We start from the raw sequence: 21994 nt of genomic DNA on the forward strand, positions 1-21994 counted from the left end.
TGTCATCGACGACACGAAGCCCCGTGATTTCGCTGGATTTTCCGCTGTCAAGCCCATCCACAGGGGTGACTTGCGACTCGGAATGAAACATGAGCAAATGCCAGACGGAAAAATGCCGTCTGACGCCGGTATTCCGTCTGAGATCGAGAGAACCATGAAGCCCGCCCGGCCCGCTCCTGTACCGCCGTCCAGCGCGACGCAGCGAATCACTGATCACGCCGAGCTCCTTTCGGCGCAGTTGCGCTCGATGCGCGATGCCATGTTTCCACCGACAGCGCAGAAGAGTTTGCGCTCTTTCACATCGGGCGAAGTCGCCAAATTCGTCGGCGTGTCAGACGGTTACCTTCGTCAGCTCTCGCTCGATGGGCTCGGACCTGTCCCCAACTTATCCCCGGGTGGTCGGCGCTCCTATAGTCTCGCTCAGATGAACGAGCTTCGAACCTTCCTCTCCCAACATCGCCCCAAGGAAGCCCTCGGCTTCCTGCCGCGCCGTCGCGCGGGCGAGAAGCTGCAGGTCTTGGCCGTCGCCAACTTCAAGGGCGGCTCGGCCAAGACCACGACGTCGCTTTATCTTGCGCAATATCTGGCGCTGGCGGGTTACCGGGTTCTCGCTGTCGATCTCGATCCGCAGGCATCCCTGTCCGCCATGTTCGGATATCAGCCCGAATTCGACATCGGTGAGAACGAAACGCTCTACGGCGCGATCCGCTACGACGACGAGCGCCGTCCGCTGACGGACATCATCCGCCGCACCTATTTCGACGGGATCGATCTCGTGCCCGGCAATCTCGAACTCATGGAGTTCGAGCACGAGACGCCGCGCGCGATGATGCGTGGCGATCGCGGACGCGACATGTTCTTTCGGCGGGTGTCCGGCGTCATCAACGAGATCGAGGCGGACTATGATGTCGTGGTTATCGACTGCCCGCCGCAGCTCGGCTTTCTGACCGTCGGCGCGCTGAACGCGGCCACGGGGCTTCTCGTGACCATCCATCCGCAAATGGTGGACGTGGCCTCCATGAGCCAGTTCCTGCTGATGACGGCAGATCTGATGAGTGTGGTCGAGGATGCGGGCGGGCGGCTCGATCTCGACTTCGTTCGCTATGTCGTCACGCGCCACGATCCGAACGACGTGCCGGAGTCGCAGATCGTGGCGTTGCTGCGCGGTCTCTTCCGGGAGGACGTGCTCGCCGCGACCGCATGGAAATCCACCGCGATCGCCAATGCCGGCCTCACCAAGCAATCGCTCTACGAGCTGGATCGCGGCTCTGTCGGCCGCGCGGCCTATGACCGCGCGCTGGAGAGCGTCAACGCGGTAAATGCCGAAGTGGAATCCTTGATCCAGGGAGCCTGGGATCGATGAACAAACGCTCCAAATCGATCGCCTCGATCTTCGCCACGCGGCCGGACGCGGCCCCGTTGTCATCTGACAACGAGGCGCGTCTGCCGCGCGTCTCGTCCGGCTCGGTGCGCTCCATGAAGGAGAGCTTCAGCCAGATCGAGCGCGAAAACGAGACGCTGCGCCAGAGCCTGTCGGAAGGCGCGCGCATCGTCGAGATCGATCCGTTCCTGATCGATCCCTCGCCCTATGCCGATCGCTATCCGGACGACGAGAACGCGGAATCCTTCGAGGCGCTCGTAACCTCGATGGCGGAGAACGGGCAGGAAGTGCCGGTGCTCCTGCGCACCCATCCGCTCGATGCCTCGCGGTTTCAGACAGCCTTCGGCCATCGCCGCGTTCGCGCCGCGCGCACGCTCAATCGCCCCGTGCGCGCCATCGTGCGTGAGATGGACGACGAGGCGCTGGCGCTGGCGCAGGGCATCGAAAACTCGGCGCGCCAGGATCTGACTTTCATCGAGCGGGCGGTGTTTGCCACGCGGCTGGAGGAGGCCGGGCAAAGCCGGGCGGTGATCGGCCGGGCGCTCAGCGTCGACAAGGCCGAAGTGTCCAAGCTGATTGCCGTCGCGCGCTCCGTGCCCGAACCGATGCTGCGCCAGATCGGCCGCGCGCCCAAGGTCGGGCGCACGCGCTGGCAGGCGCTGGTCGAAGCGCTGAATGGGGAGGGGGCGATCCAAAGGGTCCAACGCCTGCTGTTCGATCAATTGCCGGGGCTTTCGTCGGACGAGCGCTTCGCGGCCGTTCTGGAAGCGGCCAAACGACGGCCGACGCCCGCCCCGGTGGAGCGCAGCATCATCGCCCATTCCGGGCGCCGGCTGGCACAGCTCTCGGCCAAGGAGCGCGACACCAAGCTGGTGATCGATCGCGATCTCGGCCTCGACTTTGCGGATTTCATCGCTCGCCATCTGCCCGATCTGTTCGACACCTATGAGCGCGAGCGGGGCAATAGCGAGAACCCGGCAGACGCCGGCCCCTCGGAGGATCGGTCGTGACGCGGCGGCGCAGGGAGCGGAGAGGCAAGGTGATGTCACCTGCCAACGCGCCCCTGCGCCGCGCGGCGACGGATTCCAGCAAGGGCTGGGCTGACACAGGAATTGCGGCGGGGAGCGTGATGCGCGCCCTGCCGCATCGGATCGTCAACGAGGAGACGCCATAGGCAAAGAAAAAGGCCCCGAAGCGGGAGCCGCCGGAGCCTTCATCTGTATTCGTCGCTGTTTGCAGGTTTAGCTCTCTCCGATCTCATCGTCAAGCAGAAACGCGGCTTCCCGCCACGGGCTCGCTTTGCCTCGCGCAAGGAGAGAGACCATGTCGGAGGAACATTCCCGCACGCCCCTGAGCGTGCGAGGGTCGGCGCTTGCCCTTTTCAAAGGTCGAGCTGTCGAAACGATGGCGCTTGGCCCGATGAATGCGTTCGAGGACGGGGAGGGGGCCGCGCTCCATCCCGACTTCCTCGCTCGTGCTGCGGTCTGGCGCGACCATAAGGCTGGCCTGATCTCGCTGGGTGAAGCACGCCGACGCTCGGAGCTGATCGGGGCGGAGCCGCAGCCACAGCGCCTTGCGACGTCAGCCAAGGCCCTCGTTCGTCGTCCCAGCACAAAGCCTGCGGCCACGCCTCGCCATGCCCGCTCGGCGCCACGCGAGAGCCGCCAATATTCCGGCGCAATGGCGACGACAGCGGCGCGCGACGACCGGCTGACGCCCCATGCCAAGGCCTTCCTCCAGGTTCTGCGCGCGCGCTGCGGCAAGTCGCGACAGACCGCCATTACCAAGGGTACGATGGGCGCGGTTATGGCCCGCTCCACTCGCACGATCCGGCGCTACCTCGCCGACCTCGTGCGCTTCGGCTATATCCAGCTCGCCGTGCGACGCAACGCGCGTGGGCTGCACCTCGGGCTCACCGTCACGCTGACCGATCTCGTGATGCCTTTCTACGAGGACGCCAAAAGCCTCGCGCGCTGGCTCGCTGAGACGCCATCCGCCGCGGCTCTGCCGTTCAAGGCCGTGCTTTCGCCCGCTCAGACTGGGGTGACAGTCCTGTCATCCAATAACCAATCTCCAATGAATCTTTCTCTGATCCTCGGCCAAGGCAGCAAACCGCCGGGCCTGTTGGCCAAAGAAGGGCTTGGGAGAGAAGGAAGAAAGGCGATCTTGCTGGCCAGATAAGCAATTCATACGTCGCCAGATGGCAGACGACGCCAGGGAAGAGGCATGATGCCTCATCTCATCGATGACTCACGTATTGCCAAAGCTGAGAGAAAAATCGAGCAAACAGGCAGTCATGCTCGCTTTTACGAGATGACGCCTTGCTAAAGCCTGAAAGCTCTCCATATTGTGGGTTGAGGGAGCCGCATAAGCCTTCACGATTGATCCGCCAAGCTTTCTACGGCTGGGACGATTTCAAGCTCCAGAACCCGCACAGTCTTCGTTCCTGACCTCATGCTTCGGCCGTCACAGGCTAGGTCGATGCTTGTTGTCTCGCCGCCGTGATGTCTTCTAAAAGATCGAACCCCTTCGCCGTCGAGCAATCGAGGTCGAGAACGGCAGCAGCGATTAAAAAAATGTCGCAGTGCGGGCCTTCAGAAAGACCTTCCCATGACCACATCCAACACAGCCCGCGCCAAGGCCAACAGCTTCTTCAAGCAGGGCAGCGCAAAACAGCCGGGGGCCACGACGTTCGAGTCCGTCACGCAGGCTGCCCAGGCGACACGGACCAAGGCCGCTCTTCTGCGCGAAGCCCGCCGCGAGCGCGACGATCAGGCCGCCATTCGCCTTCCCGATCTCACGCAGGCGACAAAGCGATGAGCGCGCCCTCGCTGCCCATCGATTTCGGGCTGCAGGCCGATGTCTTCTGGTCGCAGTCGGGACGCCGCCTCGCGCCGAAAGGGGCCATTCGCTATCGCCGCTTCGCTTCGTTGACCGAGGCCGTACACTTCGTCGTCTTGGATACCAGCGAGAAGCGCTTCCACTGCGCGATCGACACGCCGGATCATCGCTACGATGGGGCGGAGATCGACGCTCTCTATCGCAGCGCCGGATTTCCCAAGACGCAGGTTCTGTGAGGATGGCTGGTCGCTGCCATACGGCTGCGCGAGGCTTCTGGAGCGGCTTGTTCTCAGCCGCGAGAAAGCCGCTTCCTCAGCCTTCCCTCTATGAGGTCAGACACGAGGGTGAGAAGAGCTGGGCGGTAATCCTCTCTTCCACCGGAAACATCCTGGTGGTGAATCGCAGACGCATGACGCAGATGCGCCGCGAAGACGCCGAACGGATGGTCGCGGTTCTGGACGGAGCCGATGGTGCGGATATGCTGGCGGTTGGGCCCTGACCGAGGCATCGTTCTCAGCCCTCTCTGTGAATGGCCCTCGTTTCGGCGGGGAGGGAGATCACCGTCCCAGGAGAAGCAGGCAGATAAAAAATCAATTAGAACAGAAATTTACAGGGAATGAGACGCGCAAACGCCAAGACCCGGCGGCAAACCGCAACGGCTCGACATTCGCGCGCGAGATAACACAAGAAACGTCCGTGAGCTGAACTCAGCTCCGCCAGCCCCAACGGTCCGCAAGGTCGAGACAACCGCGCCAGGACTCCACCGTGGTGGTGGTGCCGACATCGCGCAGCGAGGCGGCGGCCGTGGCATGGGCGAGGCGCAGCGCATCGCCCACGTCCCAGCCCTCGTGCAGCGCATAGACGAAGCCGGCGGCAAAGGCGTCGCCCGCCCCGTTCGCGCCCTTCACCTCCGATTGCGGCACGGAGACGGAGGGCCGGTGCGTGACCCCGCCGTTCCGCTCGAAGGCCAGCGCGCCGAGCGGGAAGTGGATGGCGAGGGTCTGCATCGAGCCCTGTTCCATGACCCGCGCGCCCGCCGCCCGGCAGGCCTCGACATCCGTCGCGCCCTGCAGCGTCGTCACCGTTCCGGTGATCGCGCCGACCTCGAAATCATTGATCACGAGAAGGTCGAGCGCGCCGAGGCACGGCTCGACAATGGCGCGCAGTCGCTCGGGCGCGATCTGCAGAAGCTCCAGGTTTGTCTGAAGCCCGGCGCGGCGCGCCGCCTTCAGCACATGCAGCCAGCCATTGGCCTCGCCCTCCCACGGCCCGTCCATCTTCGCATGGATGCCGGGCAGGCCGAGATGCAGGATGCGCGCGGTGGAGGCGGAGAAGTCGAAATGCTCCGGCGAGAGCAAGGCGCTCGTGCCCTGATGGAAGAGATGCGTGCGCCGCCCGGTGGAGCGCACGCTGTAGGCGTCGGTGAAGTTGGTGCGCCCGCCCGGCACGACATGGAATCCGGCAATGCCGATCCCCGCCTCCAGCGCCTGCCGGCGCAGGATCTCGCCATTCTCGTCATCCCCCACCACGCCGATCGTATCGACGGGCATGGCGGGGTCGAGGCGGCGAATATCGATGCCGAAATTGCAGGCCGACCCGCCGCCTTCCACGTTTTCGGACAGGATCTCGACGACCATGTCCTCTTCCGGCCAGCGCTCGACCAACTTGTTATGGTCGGCGCACCAGGTTCCGGCCGTCAGAAATCCTCGTCTTGCCGCCTCCATAAGAACTCAGGCTCCCATCTTGAGCGAGGGGTCGGTGACTTCGAGATCGTCTTCCAGAGACTTCTTGGAGCGGATGCCCTTCTTCTGGAGGGCGTCGTGATAGCGCTTGGTAGCCTCCTCGGAGGAGACGTCCTCTTCGATCACCAGGCGCATATGGCGCACGATCTCTTCGCAATCCTCGGCGAAGAAGATCTTGCGGCCGAAGAGAGCGACGCGCGCGCCGTATTTCTCGGCCTGCTTGACCATTTCCAGCGTGTCGCGCGTCGTGGACGAGGCCCCGCCCAGAATGCCGACGATGAGATTGCCGGGGTCGTAGGAGGCCAGCTCTTCCGTGGCGCGCGGCCCGTTATAGACGACCTTCAGGAATTCCGGCCGGTCGATCGAGGAGACGCCGGCGAGGCAGCGCGCGATCGCGTCATTGTTGTAGGTCGCGAAGTCAGAGCCGGAGGTCTTCACCTCGAACTGCGGATTGAAGACTTCGAGGAAGTGGCGTACGCCCGCCGCCTGCGCTTCGTCGCGGAACTGGGCATAAGCATCCAGCGAGCGGCGGTCCTGATCGAGATCGTTGAAGAAGGTGAGGGCGTAGAGGCCGAGATCGGCCACGGGCTTCACCCGGTCGAGCCGCGCGGTGCGGAAGGGCACGGTCGGCAGGTGCTTGTAGTTCGCCCCGCGCCAGTGCCAGATGTCGCTGCCATCGTTGAGGCGCACGGCGGCGGTCACGTCCGAGCCGTTATAGACGCCCTTCCTCGTCAGATATTCGGCCGAGGACAGCGAGGTCAGCATGATGTCGATGAGGCCGGAGGCCAGCATGCGCTCCATGCCGTCGCGATAGACCTGAAGCGGGCGCATCCGCCCGGTCGGCTGCCCGTCGGCATCCAGTTCCGGCCCGGCCGTGCCGGTGCCGAGCGCCATGTCGCCATCCTTGGCGTCGGCGATGATGAAGTCCTTCGGGGTGTAGGTTCCCTGGCGAACGCGGGTGAGCTTTTCGTCCATGCGCTTGGCGGCGAACATCGGAATGCCTTTCTGAGGAGGAGAGGGACGTGGGGGCCGTCAGGCGGCCAGGGCGTCCGTGGGAGGGGTGGCCGCGCCGGTCATGAAGGCGACGACGTCGGACATGGTGAAATCTTTGGGCCGGACCACGGCGAGGCGGCGGCCGAGACGGTGAATGTGGATGCGATCGGCCACTTCGAAGATGTGCGGCATGTTGTGGGACACGAGCACGACAGGCAAGCCGCGCCGCTTCACATCCAGAATGAGATCGAGAACCCGGCGGCTTTCCTTTACCCCGAGCGCGGCGGTCGGCTCGTCCATGATCACGACGCGGCCTCCGAAGGCGCAGGCCCGCGCAACCGCCACGCCCTGCCGCTGGCCGCCCGACAGGGTTTCGACCTTCTGATGGATGTCCTGAACCGTGGTGAGGCCGAGGCCGGCGAGCTGGCGGCGGGCCTCGGCTTCCATATGGGCGAGGTCGAGATGGCCGAAGAGACGGCCCGCGAGGCCCTTCTGACGCACTTCGCGCCCGAGAAACAGATTTTCCGCGATGGAGAGGGCGGGGGAGAGGGCGAGGTTCTGGAACACGCTTTCGATGCCGGCGCGCCGCGCGTCCATCGGCGTGCGGAAGCCGACCGGCTCGCCGTCGATCAGGATACGCCCCGTGTCGGGCCGCACCGCGCCGGCCAGCGCGCGGATCATGGTGGATTTGCCCGCGCCATTGTCGCCGATCACGGCGAGGATCTCGTCCGGCTTCAGATCGAAATCCACCCCGTCCATGGCCACGACCCGGCCATAGCGCTTGCGCAAGCCCTGCGCCTCGAGGACGAAGCGGCTCATGCCGAAACCCTCCGGATCCACTGGTCGAGACCGACCGCGACGATGATGAGAAGGCCGACGGTGAATTCCTGCCAGAGCGCGTCGAGCCCCGCGAGCGCCAGACCGTTGCGGAACACGCCGACGATCAGCGCGCCGACCAGCGTGCCGACGATGGAGCCGCGCCCGCCGAAGAGCGAGGTGCCCCCGATCACGACGGCGGTAATGGAGTCGAGATTGGCCGAGCCGCCCGAGGTCGGGCTGATGGCTCCGATGCGCCCGATCAGCACCCAGGCGCCGAGCGCGCAGATGAGGCCCGAGATCGCATAGACCGAAAGGAGCGTGCGCTTGGCGTCGATGCCGGAGAGGCGCGCCGCTTCCGGGTCGTCGCCCACGGCATAGACATGGCGGCCGAAGGCGGTGCGGTTCAGCATGTACCAGACGGCGGCCGCGATCACGAGCATGAGCACCGTGCCAACGGTGAAGCGCGCGCCGGCCACGGTCACGGCCGCGCCCGTCCATTGCAGGAGCGGCGCTTCGCTCGCCACGACCTGCGAGCGGATGGTCTGGCTGCCGGAGACGTAAAGGAACAGCGCGCCGAAGACGCTCCACGTGCCGAGCGTCACGATGAAGGGCGGCAGGCGCAGATAGGTGACGAGCACGCCGTTGATCGCCCCGCAGCCGAAACCGACGAGCAGCGCCGCCGCGAAGGCGGCCTCCTGCGGCATCCCGAACGAGACGGCCAGATGCCCCATGACGATGGTGCACAGGATCATGATCGCGCCGACAGACAGGTCGATGCCCGCCGTCAGGATCACCAGCGTCTGCGCGATGCCGAGCACGGCGATGATCGTCACCTGCTGGAGGATCAGCGACAGGTTGAAAGGCTGGAAGAAGCGCGAGCCCACGATCAGGCTGAAGACGACAAGCCCGACGCCCAGCACCACGAAGGGCACGATGGTCGGGTAGCGATGCAGGAGATGTTGCAGCCGACGGAGCGGCGTGCGGCCCGCCTCCTCGAACTGCGCGAAGCCCTCGCTCGCGGCAGCGGGCGCGGGGGAACCCTCGGAAGCACTCATTGGGAAGCACTCATTCGCTCGGGTCTCCTGACGGAGGGGAGGGGAAAGGGCCGGGCGGCACGGGGCCGCCCGGCGGCCGACGCTTGGGCCTTGGACGCTGGGAGCCGGGCAAGGCGCGCCGGCGAGAGAAGAAAACGGCGCGAGGCGGTGGCGGCTGCGGCGGACTGGCGGTCGGCTCGACGTCGGATCTTGCGACCCGACGGCCTCACGAGCGACGGTCGAAACCTCGCAGCGGCCATCTCTCCGCGTGTTGGCCGCAGGGCGGACGGGCGAGCCTGGCGCCTCGTCGCCCGCCGGGGCCGTTACCGAGCGCTCCTTGCGCGATGCACAGGCAGCGCTCGGGTCGGACGGCGATACGACGCTCTCAGCCCCAGCACTTCTTCAAGGCTTCGGCGGAGGTGATCGAGTCGAGACCCTGAACCGGCTTGTCGGTGACGAGCGTCACGCCCGTGTTGAAGAAGTCGAGACCGGGCGTCGGCGCGGGCTTCGTGCCGGACTTCTTGAACTCCACGATCGCCTCGACGCCCTTGGAGGCCATGAGCAGCGGATATTGCATGGATGTCGCGCCGATGACGCCGGCCTTGACGTTCTCGACGCCGGGGCAGCCGCCGTCGACCGAGGTAATGAGGACGTCGCCTTCCTTGCCCGCCGCCTTCAGCGCCTCATAGGCGCCGGCGGCCGTCGGCTCGTTGATCGTGTAGACGACGGAGAGGTCCGGGTCCTTCTGGAGCAGCGTCTCCATGCCCGTGCGCCCGCCCTCTTCGGAGCCGTTGCCCCAGTAATGGCCGACGATGCGCTTGTCGTCCTCGTCGAGATAGCGGCTGGGGTCCTTCACGTCGATGCCGAAGCCCTTCATGAAGCCCTGGTCGCGCGCCACGTCCACGGTCGGCTGGCTTTCGATCGCGTCGAGAAAGGCGACCTGCGCGCTCTTGGGGTCCTTCACGGTCTTGGCCGCCCATTGGCCGATCAGCTCGCCGGCCTTCACGTTGTCGGTCGCGAAGGTCGCGTCGGCGGCATTGGCGGGGTCCAGCGGGGTGTCGAGCGCGATCACCAGAATGCCGGCCTTGCGGGCCTGCTCCACCACCGGAACGATGGCCTTGGTGTCGCTGGCGGCCAGGAGAATGCCGCTGACGCCCGACGAGATCAGGTTCTCGATGGCGGTGACCTGCGTGTCGTTGTCGCCGTCGAACTTGCCGGCGAAGCTTTGCAGCTCGACGCCGAGTTCCTTGGCCTTGGCCTGCGCGCCTTCCTTCATCTTGGCGAAGAACGGGTTGGCGTCGGTCTTGGTGACGATGCCGATCTTGATCGGGTCCGCCGCGCTGGCGCCAGCCGTCAGGCCGAGGCCGATCAGCGCCGCGCCGGTCATGAGACCGACGAGACGGCGCGCGCGCGAAGGGTTCGATCGAGAATGGTTCGATGAAAAGCTCAAGTCTTCCTCCCCAGGATGACGAACGCGCGCCAGGGCCGAGAGGCCCGGATGGACGCGTCCCCGACCTGCCCCTGACCGGCGGGCAGGCATGCCGTCTGCGATGTCGGGGCTTGGCCCGCGCTTGTGTTCGCGTGGGGACAGGCCCTGTCTCTGTGATGTCGCCGCACGGCCGCGAGGCGAGGCGAGCCCGCCGCGTTCGGACATGCTGATGGGGTGGGGCATCCGCCATCGTGGCGGGCGCCCGGCTGTTGGTCCTCCGGCGGCGAGGAGCTCGCCGCCATGCTCCGGCGCTCTTGTCGGGCCGGTTCGCGCTGCCGTCGTCCGAAGACGCCGGCTGGTATAACGAGATGTTAGGATCGGTTGCCGAACGATTGCAAGCGTCTTTTGTCTAGATTCAGACAAAAGCATGTTGCGCCGCACTGGCTGACGGATTGTCACTGGCGCGACGCCGCCTCCGATTGCATAGTCGAGGCTTCAAGGGCGCACGGCCCTGTTTTGGAAAGACGGATTCTGAGCCTCGCAGCCCCACTGTCCGACACATCGCTCGCCAGTCTCAGCGTCTGCGGCTCGGTTCTCAGCACGGTCGCGGCGGCCGGGGAGGGGATCTCGCGCGCGGCCTTGGCCGAGGCGACGAACCTTTCTCGCATGACCCTGGCGCAGCGCCTGTCGGCGCTTCAGGCCGCCGGCCTCGTGCGCGAGGAGGGAAGCGCCGTGCCGAGCGGCGGGCGGCCGACGCGGCTGCTCGGCCTCGACCCCGGTGCGGGCGTTCTCCTGACCGCCGACATGGGCGAGACGCATATGCGCTTGGCCGTCACCGATCTCGCGCCGGCGGTGCTGATCCAGGAACTGGTGCCCTTCCGCATCGCGGACGGGCCGGAGGCGGCGATGGAGCGGCTCGCCATGGGCTTCGGCCGGCTTCTGGCCGATCTCGGCGGGCGGCGCTTCGTCGCCGCGGTCGGCCTCAGCTTGCCCGCGCCGGTGGATCATCGCCTCGGGCGCGTCTATGGCCCCTCGATCCTCACCGGCTGGGACGATTTCCCTTTGGGAGACTGGCTGCGTGTGCGCTACGACGCGCCGGTGGCGGCCGAGAACGACGTCAACCTTCTGGCCATCTTCGAGCATCGCCGGCTGCCCGAACGGCCCGACGATTTCCTCTTCGTGAAGATGGGCACGGGCATCGGCTCAGGGATTGTCGCCAATGGCCGGCTTCAGCGCGGCGCGCGCGGCGCGTCGGGCGATATCGGCCATATGCAGTTTCTGGAGCCCGGCGCGCCGCTCTGCCGCTGCGGCAAGATCGGCTGTTTCGAGGCGCGCGCGGCGGGCTGGGCCTTGGCGCGCGACCTGCGCGCCCAAGGGCTGGAGGCGCGCGACGCGCGCGACGTGATCGCCCATGTCGAGGCCGGACGGCCGGAGGCCCTGGCGCTGGTGCGGGCGGCGGGGGCGGCGGCCGGCGAGGCGCTCGGCCATGTCGTCGCGGTGCTGAACCCCGAGCGCATCGTCATCGGCGGCACGCTGGCGCGCGCGGGTGAAGTCCTTCTGCGGCCGATCCGCGAGACGGTGGCCCGGCGCTGCCTGCCGCTCGCCGTGCGCGATCTCACCATCACGGCGGCGCTGCCCGTGCCCGAAGCCTCGCTGATCGGCGCGGCGCATTGCGCGCGCGAGCTGGCGCTGAGTTCTGCCGGGGCCGACCCGTTCCTCGCCCGCTACCGGCAATGGCTGGAAGCGGCCTGACAGGTTTCCCCAGAACGATTTCGTTTCCAGCGAATCGGGTTGGCCGCTGACAACTCGATTCGCCGAAAGGGGCCGCGCGCTCAATCCTGAAAGAACATCGCCTCCAGCGCGGGATAGAGTTCGGGCGAGGCGACGACGAGCGCGTTGCCGTTCCAGAGGCCGTCATCGGCCAGGAAGTCGTTCGACTGGCCACCCGCCGCCTCGATGACCGCCAGCGCGCCCAAGCAATCCCAGGAATTGATGTGCCGCTCGACATAGCCGACGAGCCGACCCGCCGCGAGATAGGCGAGCGAGAGCGCGCCCGAGCCGTCGCGGTAGAACATGCCGCCGGCCTTCAAGAGGCGCTCGAAGGCGGGCAGGAAGGTTTCGGGCGGAAGGCGGGTGGAATAGCCGGCGGCGACCAGTCCTTCCTTCACCGAGCCCGCGCTTTTGATGTGGATCGGGCGGCCGTTGAGCTGGGCCTCATGGCCCTCGCCGCCGGTGAACAGTTCGTCGCGCGCCGGAGCGTAGACGAAGCCCATGCGGTTCTTGCCCCCTTGCACGAAGGCGATGGAGACGCACCAGCTCGACATGCCGCTCACGAAAGGCTGCGTGCCGTCGATCGGGTCCACCACCCAGATGCCCTGATCCCCGGCGAACTCCGTGCGCCCGGTTTCCTCGCCGAGGAACGCGTCCTGCGGAAAGGCGTCTGCGATGCGCTCGCGGATCATGGTTTCGACGCCGACATCGGCCTCGCTCGCCATGTCCTGCAAGCCCTTGGAGCGGATGGTGAGGCTTTCGAGCCGGCGGAAATAGTCGAGCGCGAGCGCGCCGGCCTCGCGCACCAGAGCTTCGGCGAAGGCAAAGCGCGCGTCGAGTTCGGAAGGCGTCATGGAATTTGGGTCCGTTGCGGGAGGATGAGAAAGGGGAGCGGTCTTTATCCGTCCTTCCAGAGCCACGCGGCGCCGCGCACGCCGCTGGCATCGCCGTGCCGCGATGGGACGACCGGCGTGTGGAAGACGGTGGAGAACGTATAGCGCGCGATCATGGGCGGCAGCTCGTCATAAAGCTCGGGCACGTTGGACATGCCCCCGCCCATCACGAAAATATCGGGGTCGAGCGCGTTGACGACGACGGACAGCCCACGCGCCACGCGGTCGACATAGCGGGTCCAGAGCAGGCCGGCGAGCCGGTCTCCGCCGCGCTTCATCGCCATGATCTCGGCCGCCTTGCGCTCGGTGCCCGTATGGAGAGCGAACTCCGCCTCGAAGGCGCGGCCGGAGACCCAGGTTTCCAGGCAGCCATGCTTGCCGCAATAGCAGGGGCGGCCGGGCAGTTCGGACTGGTTGGGGAAGGGCAGGGGGTTGTGACCCCATTCGCCGCCCGAATTGTTCGGCCCGTGATGGGCGCGCCCGCCGACCGCGATGCCCGCGCCCGCGCCGCTGCCCAGGATCACCGCGAAGACGACATTGTGTCCCGCGCCCGCGCCGTCCACCGCTTCGGAGGCGGCCAGGCAGTCGGCGTCGTTCTCGACGCGCACCTCGCGGCCCAGCCGCTCGGTCAGGTCCTTCTCCACCGGGCGGCCGAGCAGCCAGGTGGAACTCGCGCCCTTTCCGAGGCGCGATTTGGGCTCCAGCGAGCCGGGAATGCCGATGCCGATCGTGCCGCGCTGGCCGGTCTTGGCCTCCATGTCGGAAATGATCGCGCCGATCATGTCGATGCAGCCGAAATAGTCGTGGCGCGGCGTGTCGCGCCGCTCGCGCGCCAGCTCGGTGCCATCGGGCAGGAGAGCGACGCCCTCGATCTTCGTGCCGCCCCAGTCGATACCGATCAACATGCGCCTGCCCCGCCTCCCCGGTTCGAGCCGGCTCCCGCTGATCGGCCGCACCCTCCTCCCGAAGGCGCTCGCCGGGGAACCCGATTCGCCGGGCGGAGCCTAAGCGAGGCATGGCCGCGCGCAAAGCGCCAAACGCGAAGCGTCCAACGGAAAGCGCGCGAGGCCAATTCCCGCGCACGGGATCTCCAGAGCGGGGATGCGAAACGGGGAACCGGATGCCGTCCGGTGGGGACGGACGGCATCCGGGGGGATACGGAGGCCTCAGGCTGCGCGCGAAGCGCGCGTGCGATAGACCTCCGATTCGAGTTCGAGATAGAAGCCCACCGAGGCGGGATCGGCGAAGGGCAGGATCTGCGTCGCCCAGAAGCCGCCGATGCCGTTCTTCCGGTCGATCCAGTAATAGAGATTGGCAAGACCCGCCCAGGCGAGCGAGCCGGCGGGGCGTCCGGTCGGGGCGTCCTCGTCGTTGATCATGAAGGTGAGGGCCCAGGATTTCGGCATTCCGGGAAAGAACTCGGCTTCGTTCGACAGGCTCGGGATCACGCCCGGCAGCGCCTTGATCTTCATGTCGCCGAGCCCGTTGCGCTCGGCCATGGCGACCGTCTCGGGTTTCAGGACGCGCCCATGCGGGCCGTCGCCGTCGTTCAGCCACATGCGGATGAACTTGGCGTAGTCGAGCGCGGTCGAATACAGGCCGTGGCCGCCCATGTGGACTTCCGGGTCCTGCGGCAACTCGAAATCGCCGAGCGGCGTCAGCACGCCCGAACTGTCGCGCTGGTGCATGGTCACGCGGCGCTCGCGCATGGCGGGCGTCATGGTGAAGGCCGTATCCTCCATGCCGAGCGGCTCGAAGACGCGCGTCTTCATGGCGTCGCCGAGGCGAGAGCCGGTGATGCCCTCGATCACCTGCCCCGCCCAGTCGATATTGGTGCCGTATTCCCAGGCATCGCCGGGGTCGAACAGAAGCGGCGTGCGAAGCGAGGCAAGCGAGGACGTGATGACGCTCGGTTGGCCCTGCTCCCTGGCGAGGCGGTGATAGGTCTCGTTGAAGAAGTCGTAGGCAAAGCCCGCCGTGTGAAGCAGGAGCATCCTCGTCGTGATGTCGCGCTTGGGCGCGCGCAGCCGGGGCGTGCCGTCGGTCTCGAACCCGTCGATCACCTGAAGCTCGCCGATGGCGGGCGCATAGGTCCTGGCCGGAGCGTCGAGGTCGAGCCGTCCTTCTTCCACGAGCTGAAGCGCCACCGTGCCGGTGATCGCCTTGGTGGTCGAGAAGATCGCGAAGACGCTGTCGGGCGTCATGTCGGCCTCCCCGCCCAGCGCCCGCTTGCCCGCCGCGCCCTGAAACAGATTGCCCGCGCGATCGGTCACGACGGCAGCAACGCCCGGCACGCCCGGCTTGGAGGCGACGGCACTGGTGAGCACGGTCCCAACGGCTTTCTGCAATTCGGTCATGATCATTCTCCCTTCATGCCGATCGTCGAGGGCCATCGCCCGACGCCCGCTCGGCGTCCTGGAAAACGGCTTCGACAGAGCGCTTACGTTTACGTCATTCGTGCGCACCGCTCTGTCGGAAACCGGCAGATCCTGTCGATGATCGGCGGAAGATGCCTCTCCGGCCGATCATCCGGACAACCCTGGCCGGTTTGTTAAACACGCTTTCAAGCCGGAGTTGCCGTCGAACCCGTTCGTCCGTTAGCCTGCAAACGATCGGGGTTCGGATTGGAAAAAGGACAGTCCATGCTGCGCGATGCCCTTCTGTTCGACGCGCATGGGCGGGCGATCCGCCAGCATCATAAGGTCTTCTCGAAGGACTGGGACGAGATCGGCGAGTGGTCGCGGCGGGTCTATATGCCCTATGACGTCTCGCCCACCGGAAAGCTGATCCGCCCCCAATCCACCATGCATTCGGCCATGGTCGGCCGCATCATCGTCACGCGCTTCGCCTATGGTATTCCCGTCGGGATTCGCGACTGGTCGCAGGAGGCCGGCAACGCGGTGGTGCTGACCACGATTGGCGGCAATGCCAGCCATCGGCTGGACGATGGCGGCGCGGTGAACACGGGCTACGGCGAAAGCTTCGTGGTGGATTGCAGCCGCACCGATTATCACGTCGATTTCGACCCCGCCCATCTCCAGCTCAACCTCACCATTCCGCACGCCGTTCTGGAACAGGTCTGCCACGACTGGTTCGGCTTCGTGCCGGGCGATGCTCTGTGGCGCTTCAAATGCGGGCTGGGCGGGCAGGGGTCGAGCTGGCTGATATTGATGGACTATGTGATGCGCTGCATCGCCGAAGCGCCGGATCGGCTGGCGCATGATCGCGTGGGCCGCCACCTCGAACAAACGATCTGCGTCCATCTTCTCAACGAATGGGCGTCGCGCGCCGGGCTCGACCTGTCCGACCCCCGCCATGCGCTGGCGCCCCGCGTGGTGCGGGCGGCCGAAGCCTATATGTCCGAGCACGCGGCCGACCTTCCGACCATGGCCGAGGTCGCACGCGCGGCCGGCACCAGTCTGCGAAGCCTGACCGAAGCCTTTCGCCGGTTTCGCGGCACGACGCCCAGCCAGTTCCTGCGAGAGCAGCGGCTCCAGCGCGTCCGGCGCGACCTCGAAACCGCCCTGCCGGGCCAGACCGTGGCCGAGATCGCCGCCGCCTGGGGCTATATCAACAAGGGCGACTTCGCCCGCGCCTATCGCCAGCGCTTCGGCGAAGCACCCTCCGCCACGCTGCGGCGCTGACGGGATCAACGTCAGGCGCTCACGATCTCCAGCCCGGCGGCGCGCAAGGGGGCGAGTTTCTCATCGCAGACGCTCGCCTGCGTGACGAGGCTTGCGATCTCACTGATCGGCACGATGCAATAGGCCGAGGCCGCGCCGAGCTTCTCCTCCGTGGCGAGCACGATCGTCTCGGCCGATTGGCGCGCGATCAGCCGCTTGATCGATGCTTCTTCGCTGTCGCCCGTGGTCGCGCCCGCCTCCGGGTGCAGGCCCGTGACGCCCATGACATAGACGTCGGCGCGAATGCGGGAGATGGCCTCGGCGGAAGCCGCGCCGACCGCGACGATCGAATGCTTGAACAAGCGTCCGCCGATCAGCTCGACATCCAGATGCGGGTGCTGAACCAGCTCGACCGCGATGCTCGGGCTATGGGTGACGATCGTGGCGCTGAGATCGCGCGGCAAGTGGCGCGCCAGCTGCACATTCGTCGTGCCGCCATCCAGAAACACGATCTGCCCCGGCCGGATCAGAGCGGCCGCCGCGCGCGCCAGCGCCAGCTTGGCGGCCGACCCGCTTTCCTCGCGCCGGGCGAAATCGGCAACGGCCGGCGAGGCCGGCAAGGCCCCGCCATGCACCCGTTGCAAAAGCCCCTCGCTGGCGAGTTCGCGCAGGTCGCGCCGGATCGTGTCCTCCGACAGGCCGAGTTCCTGCGCGAGGCTCTTGGCCACCACACGACCGTCCCGCAGCAAAACCGTCTGGATCAGCGCCTTGCGTTCGCTCGTCAGCATCGCACCGTCCAATGCACGAAGTTTCTTGACTCCGCACGATATTGCACGAAACATTGCGCCATTCCAGAGGGCGAGGCGTCCCGCTTTCGCTCCAGCCGGAGACCCAAGCCCCATGAGCATCGCCCATCGTGTCCGCGTGGAGGACGTCACGCTTCTGTCGGACGACTGGTTCGTTCTGAAGAAAACCGTCCTGTCCTACCAGCGCGGCGACGGCAGCTGGCAGCGCATGGCGCGCGAGACCTACGACCGGGGCAATGGCGCGACGATCCTTCTCTACGACCCGGAGCGGCGGACCGTGATCCTGGTCCGGCAGTTCCGCTACCCAGCCTTCGTCAACGGGCACGACGATTTCCTGATCGAGACTCCCGCCGGGCTTCTGGATCAGGCCTCGCCGGAAGAGCGCATCCGCGCTGAGACCGAGGAGGAAACGGGGATTCGGGTGCGCGATGTCAGAGAAGTCTTCGACGCCTTCATGAGCCCCGGCTCGGTAACGGAGCGCCTGCATTTCTTCGTGGCGCGCTACGAGGCAGGCGACCGCGCGTCCGAGGGCGGCGGCCTCCTGGAGGAAGGCGAGGATATCGACGTTCTGGAACTCACCATCGAGGAGGCGATGGGCCTGATCGCGGCGGGCGCGATCCGCGACGGCAAGACGATCATGCTCCTGCAATATGCCGCGCTGAACCTTTTTTCCGCCACGGCGCAGGCCGCGTAATAGCGGGTGGTCACGGGCGGCCCTGGCTCGCCCGTGTCCCTTGGTTTTGGGTGCGCGATCGAAGCGACGCCTACATCATCTCCGGCCGCTTCACCGCCGAACCATCGGAAAAGCGGTTGAAGCGATAGGCGTCGATCTCGATGAAGGGCGTCTCGTTCGTCACCATCTCGCTGGCGAGCCGCCCCGCGCCGGGTCCGAGGGCGAAGCCATGGCCGCTGAAGCCGGTGGCGATGGTGAGGCCCCGGATCGCGTCCGAGTTGGAGACGACGGGCACGAGGTCGGGCGAAGTGTCGATGAGGCCCGCCCAGGCCGAGGCGACGCCGACGCCCTGGACGGAAGGGAAGTCGGCCACGAAAGCCCGGATCGCCTCCTCCACCAGCTGCTTCTGGGGCGCGGGGTCCATGACGCGGGTCTTCTCGAAGGGCGAGATCTTGTCGAAATCCCAGCGGCCCCAGGCATCCGGGCCGTTGAAGAACTGGCCGTTGAGCCGATACTCGATCTTCTTGGCGATCTTGGCCTTCATCATTTCGCGGAATTTCGCGGCGTAGCGAATGCCCTGCGGGGCCAGATTGACGACGCCGTGGCCGGGCACCGCGATCGTGTAGCCGCCGTCGAGACGGCGGCGCAGCGCGTATCCCGCGCCCGTGATGCAGCCGGCATCGGCCACCTCGGGGATCGGCGTCGTCCGGACCGCCGTGCCTTCGATATTGGCGACGGGCAGGTCGATGCCGTGGCGGCGCAGAAAGCGCGAACTCCACGCGCCGCCCGCCAGCACCACCGCGTCCGCCTGGATCAGCCCGCGCTCGGTCCAGACGCCCTTGATCTGTCCATTGGCGATGTCGAGCCCGCGCACGGCGCAGGATTGATGCAGGTACGCACCCTTGGCCTTGGCGCCCTCGGCAATCGCCGGCGCGGCCATGCCGGGCTCGGCGCGACCGTCCGTGTCGGTCCAGATGCCGCCGATCCAGGCATTGGTGCTGCCCTTCATGCGCTCGCGCACCTCGGCCTGGCTCAGCATCCGGTTGGTGAAGCCGAGGCCCCTGGCGTCCGCGCTCCACTTTTCCCAGCGGGCGTATTCGTTCGGGTCCTTGGTGGCGTAGAGCGAGCCGGTGCGGCGGAAGCCCAGATCCGCCCCGATCTCCTCGCCCAACTCGCCCCAGCGCCGGAGGCTGTACATGGCCAGCGGCAACTCGTGCAGGGCGCGGTTCTGCTGGCGCACCCAGCCCCAGTTGCGCCCCGACTGCTCGCCGGCCACAATGCCCTTTTCCAGAAGCGCGACCGAGATTCCCTTGCGCGCCAGTTCATAGGCGGTGGACGCGCCGACAATGCCCGCGCCGATCACCACGACATCGACGCGAGCGGGAAACTCGGCGCTGTTGTGAACCCGTTGAACGTCAATCGGCATGGCTGGTTCTTTCGATCGTCATGGCCATCGCGGCAGCCGCAATGCGGATGGCTCAGTTTGGCCCGCCCATGCCGCTGGATGAGGCCGAATCCTTCTCGAGAACGGCAGGAAATGCCGAAGCGAGGCGTCCAGCTGGCGTCTCGCCCCGCGGCCCCTCGGGGAACGCGCCACGCAGGGCCCGCCCACGCGCTTGCCGGCCCTGCGGGCGGGCGATCGCAGGGCCTGCGTTCTCCCGAAACAAGTCGCCTCGCGACATGCGACAAAAGACAGCGCCGACTGTCCCCCGATGGTTTGCTCAATGCAGCAAACTTTAAGCTCTATGTTACGTCTCACCCAATATATCGTCGGCAAACTGTTCGCAGGCGGCAAAACCGCCGACGACTCGAGATTTCAGTCTCAACCCGGCATGATCAAGAGCTGATTCCAGCATGATGACCGTCATCGGATGTATATACTATCAGCATAACCTTTGGTTGGTGTTGATAGCTGCTGTCATCTGCGGCTCCGGCTCCTGGGCCATGGTGCGTCTGTTCCTGCGCGCGGCCACGGCGCGATCGATGGAGAAGGTCGCCTGGATCATGCTGGCCGCCTTCGTGACCGGCGCGTCCATCTGGTGCACACATTTCGTCGCGATGCTCGGCTACGAGCCCAGGCTGCCCATCAGCTTCGACCCGGTTCTCACCATCGTGTCCCTGCTGATCGCCATGGCGGGCTCAGCGCTTGGATTCCTCGCGGCGACGGGGCGGGGCGGGGCCGCGCCGGCCTTCGGCGGGGCGATCGTCGGCCTGTCGATCGTCTTGATGCACTATATCGGGATGCTCGCCTACCGGGTTCAGGGGCTCGTGACCTGGGACCGATCGTTCATGATCGCTTCGATTATCCTGGCCTGCGTCCTGGCAGCTGCGGCGCTCGATACGGCGCGCCGGCTGGAGCGCGAGAGCATGGGGTCGCATGGGGCGACCGCCCTGTTCTTCCTCTCCATCATCAGCCTGCATTTCACCGGGATGACAGCGTTCCAGGTGACGCCCATGCTGGTGGACGGTTCCTTCTCCGATCCCGACGCCATGCGCGCGCTGGCCGTCTCGGTCGGCTGCGTCGGTCTCATCATCGTCGGCTCGGGCTTTGCCTGCAGCTTCATCGACACCAAGGCGCGCGCCACCGCCGCCGATGCGCTCGCCAATATGTCGAACGGGCTCGCCATGCTCTCGCCCGGCGGCGTCCTGACGCTGGTCAACGAGCGCGTCGGGCAGCTCTTCGGCCTGACGCCAGAAGCGCTCAAGGCCGGCATGTCGCTGCGCGACTTCCTCTCCACGATCGGAGAGCGCAGCGGCTGGGACGAGGAGCGCCTCGCACGCGTCATCGAGAACCATCATGCCTGGATGCGCAAGGACACGGTGACGCGCCTCGAACAGAATCTGGCGAGCGGCGTCGTGCTTAGCATCGTTTGCCAACCCGTGCCGCGCGGCGGGGCGATCCTGACCTACGAAGACGTGACGCAGATGCGCAACGGGCAGAAGACCATCGCCCATATGGCCTTCCACGACGCGCTGACCGGCCTCAAGAACCGGCGCATGTTCGCCGAAAGCGTCGTGGACTTCTTGGAGCGTGGGGAGGTCACCATGCTTTCGATCGACCTCGATCGTTTCAAGAAGGTGAACGATCTGCTGGGCCATACGGTCGGAGACGAGCTCCTGCACAAGCTGTCGGCCCGGCTGGAATCCTGCCTGCGGCCCGACGAACTGGCCTTCCGGCTGGGCGGGGACGAACTCGCCGTGCTCCTCAGGGCACCATCGGAGCGGATCGCGGCGCTGGCGCAGGACATTATCATCCAGGCGGCGCTTCCCTTCGACATCGCGGGCCATGCCGTCACGGTCGGCTGCACGATCGGCATCGCGACGGCCGCGCCGGGCGACGATGCGATGGTCCTCCAGCAGAAGGCCGATCTCGCGCTCTACTCCGCCAAGACGGCGGGCCGCAACCGCTTCGAAGTCTATCAGGACGGAATGCGCGAGCAGGAGGTCGACAAGCGGGCGCTGGAACAGGACCTGTCGCTCGCCGTCTCGCTCGGTCAGTTCGAGCTCTGGTATCAGCCGCTCTACAACCTGCCCGGCCGGATGCTGTGCGGCTTCGAGTCCTTGATCCGCTGGCGTCATCCCGTGCGAGGGCTGGTGCCGCCCATCGACTTCATTCCGCTCGCCGAGCGCTCCGGGCTGATCGCGGAGATCGGCGCCTGGGTGATCGAGGAGGCGTGCCGGCAGGCCTCGCTCTGGCCGGCCCCGCTTTATGTCTCGGTCAATGTCTCGGCGTTGCAACTGCGCTCCGCCACGCTGCCCGCCGAGTTCGCGCAGGCGCTGGCGCGCCACCGCCTGTCGCCCTCGCGCATCGAGATCGAGATCACCGAAACCGCCATGGTGGAGCATAGCGACCAGATCGCCATGACGCTCACCAGCCTTCGCGCGCTGGGCCTGCGAATCGCCATGGACGATTTCGGCACCGGCTATTCCTCACTCGCCCATTTGCGCGAGTTCAAGATCGACCGCTTGAAGATCGACCGCAGCTTCGTC

Annotated in this window: 20 protein-coding genes; 10 read left to right on the forward strand and 10 right to left on the reverse strand. The window is 66.5% G+C overall.

Features of this window, described 5'->3' with window-relative positions:
* Window positions 1-154 precede the first annotated feature (154 nt).
* The 6 genes from repA to NS365_RS16695 all read left to right on the forward strand — a co-directional run bounded on the left by repA (window position 155) and on the right by NS365_RS16695 (window position 4458).
* Complete coding sequence (gene repA, locus NS365_RS16675; RefSeq protein ID WP_058601431.1) at window positions 155-1363, forward strand: plasmid partitioning protein RepA; 1209 nt, start codon at window positions 155-157, stop codon at window positions 1361-1363.
* Window positions 1360-2391: a plasmid partitioning protein RepB gene (repB, locus tag NS365_RS16680; RefSeq protein WP_058601432.1), complete on the forward strand. Its 1032-nt coding sequence runs from the start codon at window positions 1360-1362 to the stop codon at window positions 2389-2391. The genes repA and repB overlap by 4 nt, the downstream gene beginning before the upstream one ends.
* A 32-nt stretch (window positions 2392-2423) precedes the next feature.
* Window positions 2424-2555 (forward strand): hypothetical protein, encoded by a 132-nt coding sequence (locus tag NS365_RS25225; RefSeq protein ID WP_275477562.1) that lies wholly within the window; start codon window positions 2424-2426, stop codon window positions 2553-2555.
* Window positions 2556-2800: 245 nt separating this feature from the next.
* On the forward strand, window positions 2801-3562 hold the full coding sequence (locus tag NS365_RS16685) for a helix-turn-helix domain-containing protein (protein WP_153003823.1): 762 nt from the start codon (window positions 2801-2803) through the stop codon (window positions 3560-3562).
* Between the two features lie 429 nt (window positions 3563-3991).
* Complete coding sequence (locus tag NS365_RS16690) at window positions 3992-4201, forward strand: hypothetical protein (RefSeq protein ID WP_058601434.1); 210 nt, start codon at window positions 3992-3994, stop codon at window positions 4199-4201.
* Window positions 4198-4458, forward strand: a complete 261-nt coding sequence (locus NS365_RS16695) for a hypothetical protein (RefSeq protein WP_058601435.1) — start codon at window positions 4198-4200, stop codon at window positions 4456-4458. The genes NS365_RS16690 and NS365_RS16695 overlap by 4 nt, the downstream gene beginning before the upstream one ends.
* Window positions 4459-4929: 471 nt before the next feature.
* Here the strand turns inward: NS365_RS16695 and NS365_RS16700 are convergent, their stop codons facing one another.
* From NS365_RS16700 to NS365_RS16720, 5 genes are all read right to left on the reverse strand, one after another.
* Complete coding sequence (locus NS365_RS16700) at window positions 4930-5946, reverse strand: carbohydrate kinase family protein (RefSeq protein ID WP_058601436.1); 1017 nt, start codon at window positions 5944-5946, stop codon at window positions 4930-4932.
* Window positions 5947-5952: 6 nt separating this feature from the next.
* Window positions 5953-6957 carry a hypothetical protein gene (locus tag NS365_RS16705; RefSeq protein WP_058601437.1) on the reverse strand — a complete coding sequence of 335 codons (1005 nt, stop codon included), beginning with the start codon at window positions 6955-6957 and terminating at the stop codon, window positions 5953-5955.
* A 39-nt stretch (window positions 6958-6996) separates the two neighbouring features.
* Window positions 6997-7776, reverse strand: coding sequence for an ATP-binding cassette domain-containing protein (locus NS365_RS16710; protein WP_058601438.1), 780 nt, complete (start codon window positions 7774-7776; stop codon window positions 6997-6999).
* Complete coding sequence (locus tag NS365_RS16715; protein WP_058601439.1) at window positions 7773-8831, reverse strand: ABC transporter permease; 1059 nt, start codon at window positions 8829-8831, stop codon at window positions 7773-7775. The genes NS365_RS16710 and NS365_RS16715 overlap by 4 nt, the downstream gene beginning before the upstream one ends.
* A gap of 364 nt (window positions 8832-9195) precedes the next feature.
* The gene (locus NS365_RS16720) at window positions 9196-10197 is read right to left on the reverse strand and encodes a sugar ABC transporter substrate-binding protein (protein WP_058601440.1); all 1002 of its coding nucleotides are present in this window, start codon (window positions 10195-10197) and stop codon (window positions 9196-9198) included.
* A 558-nt stretch (window positions 10198-10755) separates the two neighbouring features.
* Between NS365_RS16720 and NS365_RS16725 the strand changes: the two genes are divergently transcribed.
* A complete protein-coding gene (locus tag NS365_RS16725) occupies window positions 10756-11991 on the forward strand; it encodes an ROK family transcriptional regulator (RefSeq protein WP_058601441.1) in 1236 nt (411 codons plus the stop codon).
* A gap of 80 nt (window positions 11992-12071) precedes the next feature.
* On the opposite strand, the gene NS365_RS16730 is transcribed toward NS365_RS16725, so the two are convergent.
* From NS365_RS16730 to NS365_RS16740, 3 genes are all read right to left on the reverse strand, one after another.
* Window positions 12072-12863 carry an inositol monophosphatase family protein gene (locus tag NS365_RS16730; protein WP_082684667.1) on the reverse strand — a complete coding sequence of 264 codons (792 nt, stop codon included), beginning with the start codon at window positions 12861-12863 and terminating at the stop codon, window positions 12072-12074.
* A 44-nt stretch (window positions 12864-12907) separates the two neighbouring features.
* On the reverse strand, window positions 12908-13807 hold the full coding sequence (locus NS365_RS16735; protein ID WP_058601442.1) for an ROK family protein: 900 nt from the start codon (window positions 13805-13807) through the stop codon (window positions 12908-12910).
* Between the two features lie 261 nt (window positions 13808-14068).
* Complete coding sequence (locus NS365_RS16740) at window positions 14069-15259, reverse strand: serine hydrolase domain-containing protein (protein ID WP_082684668.1); 1191 nt, start codon at window positions 15257-15259, stop codon at window positions 14069-14071.
* Between the two features lie 285 nt (window positions 15260-15544).
* Between NS365_RS16740 and NS365_RS16745 the strand changes: the two genes are divergently transcribed.
* The gene (locus NS365_RS16745; protein WP_058601443.1) at window positions 15545-16546 is read left to right on the forward strand and encodes an AraC family transcriptional regulator; all 1002 of its coding nucleotides are present in this window, start codon (window positions 15545-15547) and stop codon (window positions 16544-16546) included.
* Window positions 16547-16557: 11 nt separating this feature from the next.
* On the opposite strand, the gene NS365_RS16750 is transcribed toward NS365_RS16745, so the two are convergent.
* On the reverse strand, window positions 16558-17313 hold the full coding sequence (locus tag NS365_RS16750; protein ID WP_058601444.1) for a DeoR/GlpR family DNA-binding transcription regulator: 756 nt from the start codon (window positions 17311-17313) through the stop codon (window positions 16558-16560).
* A gap of 112 nt (window positions 17314-17425) precedes the next feature.
* On the opposite strand from NS365_RS16750, the gene NS365_RS16755 reads away from it, so the two are divergent.
* The gene (locus NS365_RS16755) at window positions 17426-18025 is read left to right on the forward strand and encodes an NUDIX domain-containing protein (protein WP_058601445.1); all 600 of its coding nucleotides are present in this window, start codon (window positions 17426-17428) and stop codon (window positions 18023-18025) included.
* Window positions 18026-18095: 70 nt separating this feature from the next.
* Here NS365_RS16755 and NS365_RS16760 read toward each other — a convergent pair whose 3' ends face one another.
* The gene (locus NS365_RS16760; RefSeq protein ID WP_058601446.1) at window positions 18096-19430 is read right to left on the reverse strand and encodes an NAD(P)/FAD-dependent oxidoreductase; all 1335 of its coding nucleotides are present in this window, start codon (window positions 19428-19430) and stop codon (window positions 18096-18098) included.
* 479 nt (window positions 19431-19909) lie between these two features.
* Between NS365_RS16760 and NS365_RS16765 the strand changes: the two genes are divergently transcribed.
* Window positions 19910-21994: bifunctional diguanylate cyclase/phosphodiesterase (locus NS365_RS16765; RefSeq protein WP_193753465.1), on the forward strand; the 2085-nt coding region annotated here is incomplete at its 3' end.

This window comes from Aureimonas ureilytica (genome assembly GCF_001475935.1).
Taxonomy (GTDB): Bacteria; Pseudomonadota; Alphaproteobacteria; order Rhizobiales; family Rhizobiaceae; genus Aureimonas; species Aureimonas ureilytica_A.

Coding starts and splice junctions, on each gene's coding strand:
- NS365_RS16710 (WP_058601438.1), bottom strand. CDS start 7,776: ATGAGCCGCTTCGTCCTCGAGGCGCAGGGCTTGCGCAAGCGCTATGGC.
- NS365_RS16705 (WP_058601437.1), bottom strand. CDS start 6,957: ATGTTCGCCGCCAAGCGCATGGACGAAAAGCTCACCCGCGTTCGCCAG.
- NS365_RS16735 (WP_058601442.1), bottom strand. CDS start 13,807: ATGTTGATCGGTATCGACTGGGGCGGCACGAAGATCGAGGGCGTCGCT.
- NS365_RS16745 (WP_058601443.1), top strand. CDS start 15,545: ATGCTGCGCGATGCCCTTCTGTTCGACGCGCATGGGCGGGCGATCCGC.
- NS365_RS16755 (WP_058601445.1), top strand. CDS start 17,426: ATGAGCATCGCCCATCGTGTCCGCGTGGAGGACGTCACGCTTCTGTCG.
- NS365_RS16740 (WP_082684668.1), bottom strand. CDS start 15,259: ATGACCGAATTGCAGAAAGCCGTTGGGACCGTGCTCACCAGTGCCGTC.
- NS365_RS16685 (WP_153003823.1), top strand. CDS start 2,801: ATGAATGCGTTCGAGGACGGGGAGGGGGCCGCGCTCCATCCCGACTTC.
- NS365_RS16730 (WP_082684667.1), bottom strand. CDS start 12,863: ATGACGCCTTCCGAACTCGACGCGCGCTTTGCCTTCGCCGAAGCTCTG.
- NS365_RS16715 (WP_058601439.1), bottom strand. CDS start 8,831: ATGAGTGCTTCCGAGGGTTCCCCCGCGCCCGCTGCCGCGAGCGAGGGC.
- NS365_RS16695 (WP_058601435.1), top strand. CDS start 4,198: ATGAGCGCGCCCTCGCTGCCCATCGATTTCGGGCTGCAGGCCGATGTC.
- NS365_RS16690 (WP_058601434.1), top strand. CDS start 3,992: ATGACCACATCCAACACAGCCCGCGCCAAGGCCAACAGCTTCTTCAAG.
- NS365_RS16700 (WP_058601436.1), bottom strand. CDS start 5,946: ATGGAGGCGGCAAGACGAGGATTTCTGACGGCCGGAACCTGGTGCGCC.
- NS365_RS25225 (WP_275477562.1), top strand. CDS start 2,424: ATGTCACCTGCCAACGCGCCCCTGCGCCGCGCGGCGACGGATTCCAGC.
- NS365_RS16720 (WP_058601440.1), bottom strand. CDS start 10,197: ATGACCGGCGCGGCGCTGATCGGCCTCGGCCTGACGGCTGGCGCCAGC.
- NS365_RS16750 (WP_058601444.1), bottom strand. CDS start 17,313: ATGCTGACGAGCGAACGCAAGGCGCTGATCCAGACGGTTTTGCTGCGG.
- repA (WP_058601431.1), top strand. CDS start 155: ATGAAGCCCGCCCGGCCCGCTCCTGTACCGCCGTCCAGCGCGACGCAG.
- NS365_RS16760 (WP_058601446.1), bottom strand. CDS start 19,430: ATGCCGATTGACGTTCAACGGGTTCACAACAGCGCCGAGTTTCCCGCT.
- repB (WP_058601432.1), top strand. CDS start 1,360: ATGAACAAACGCTCCAAATCGATCGCCTCGATCTTCGCCACGCGGCCG.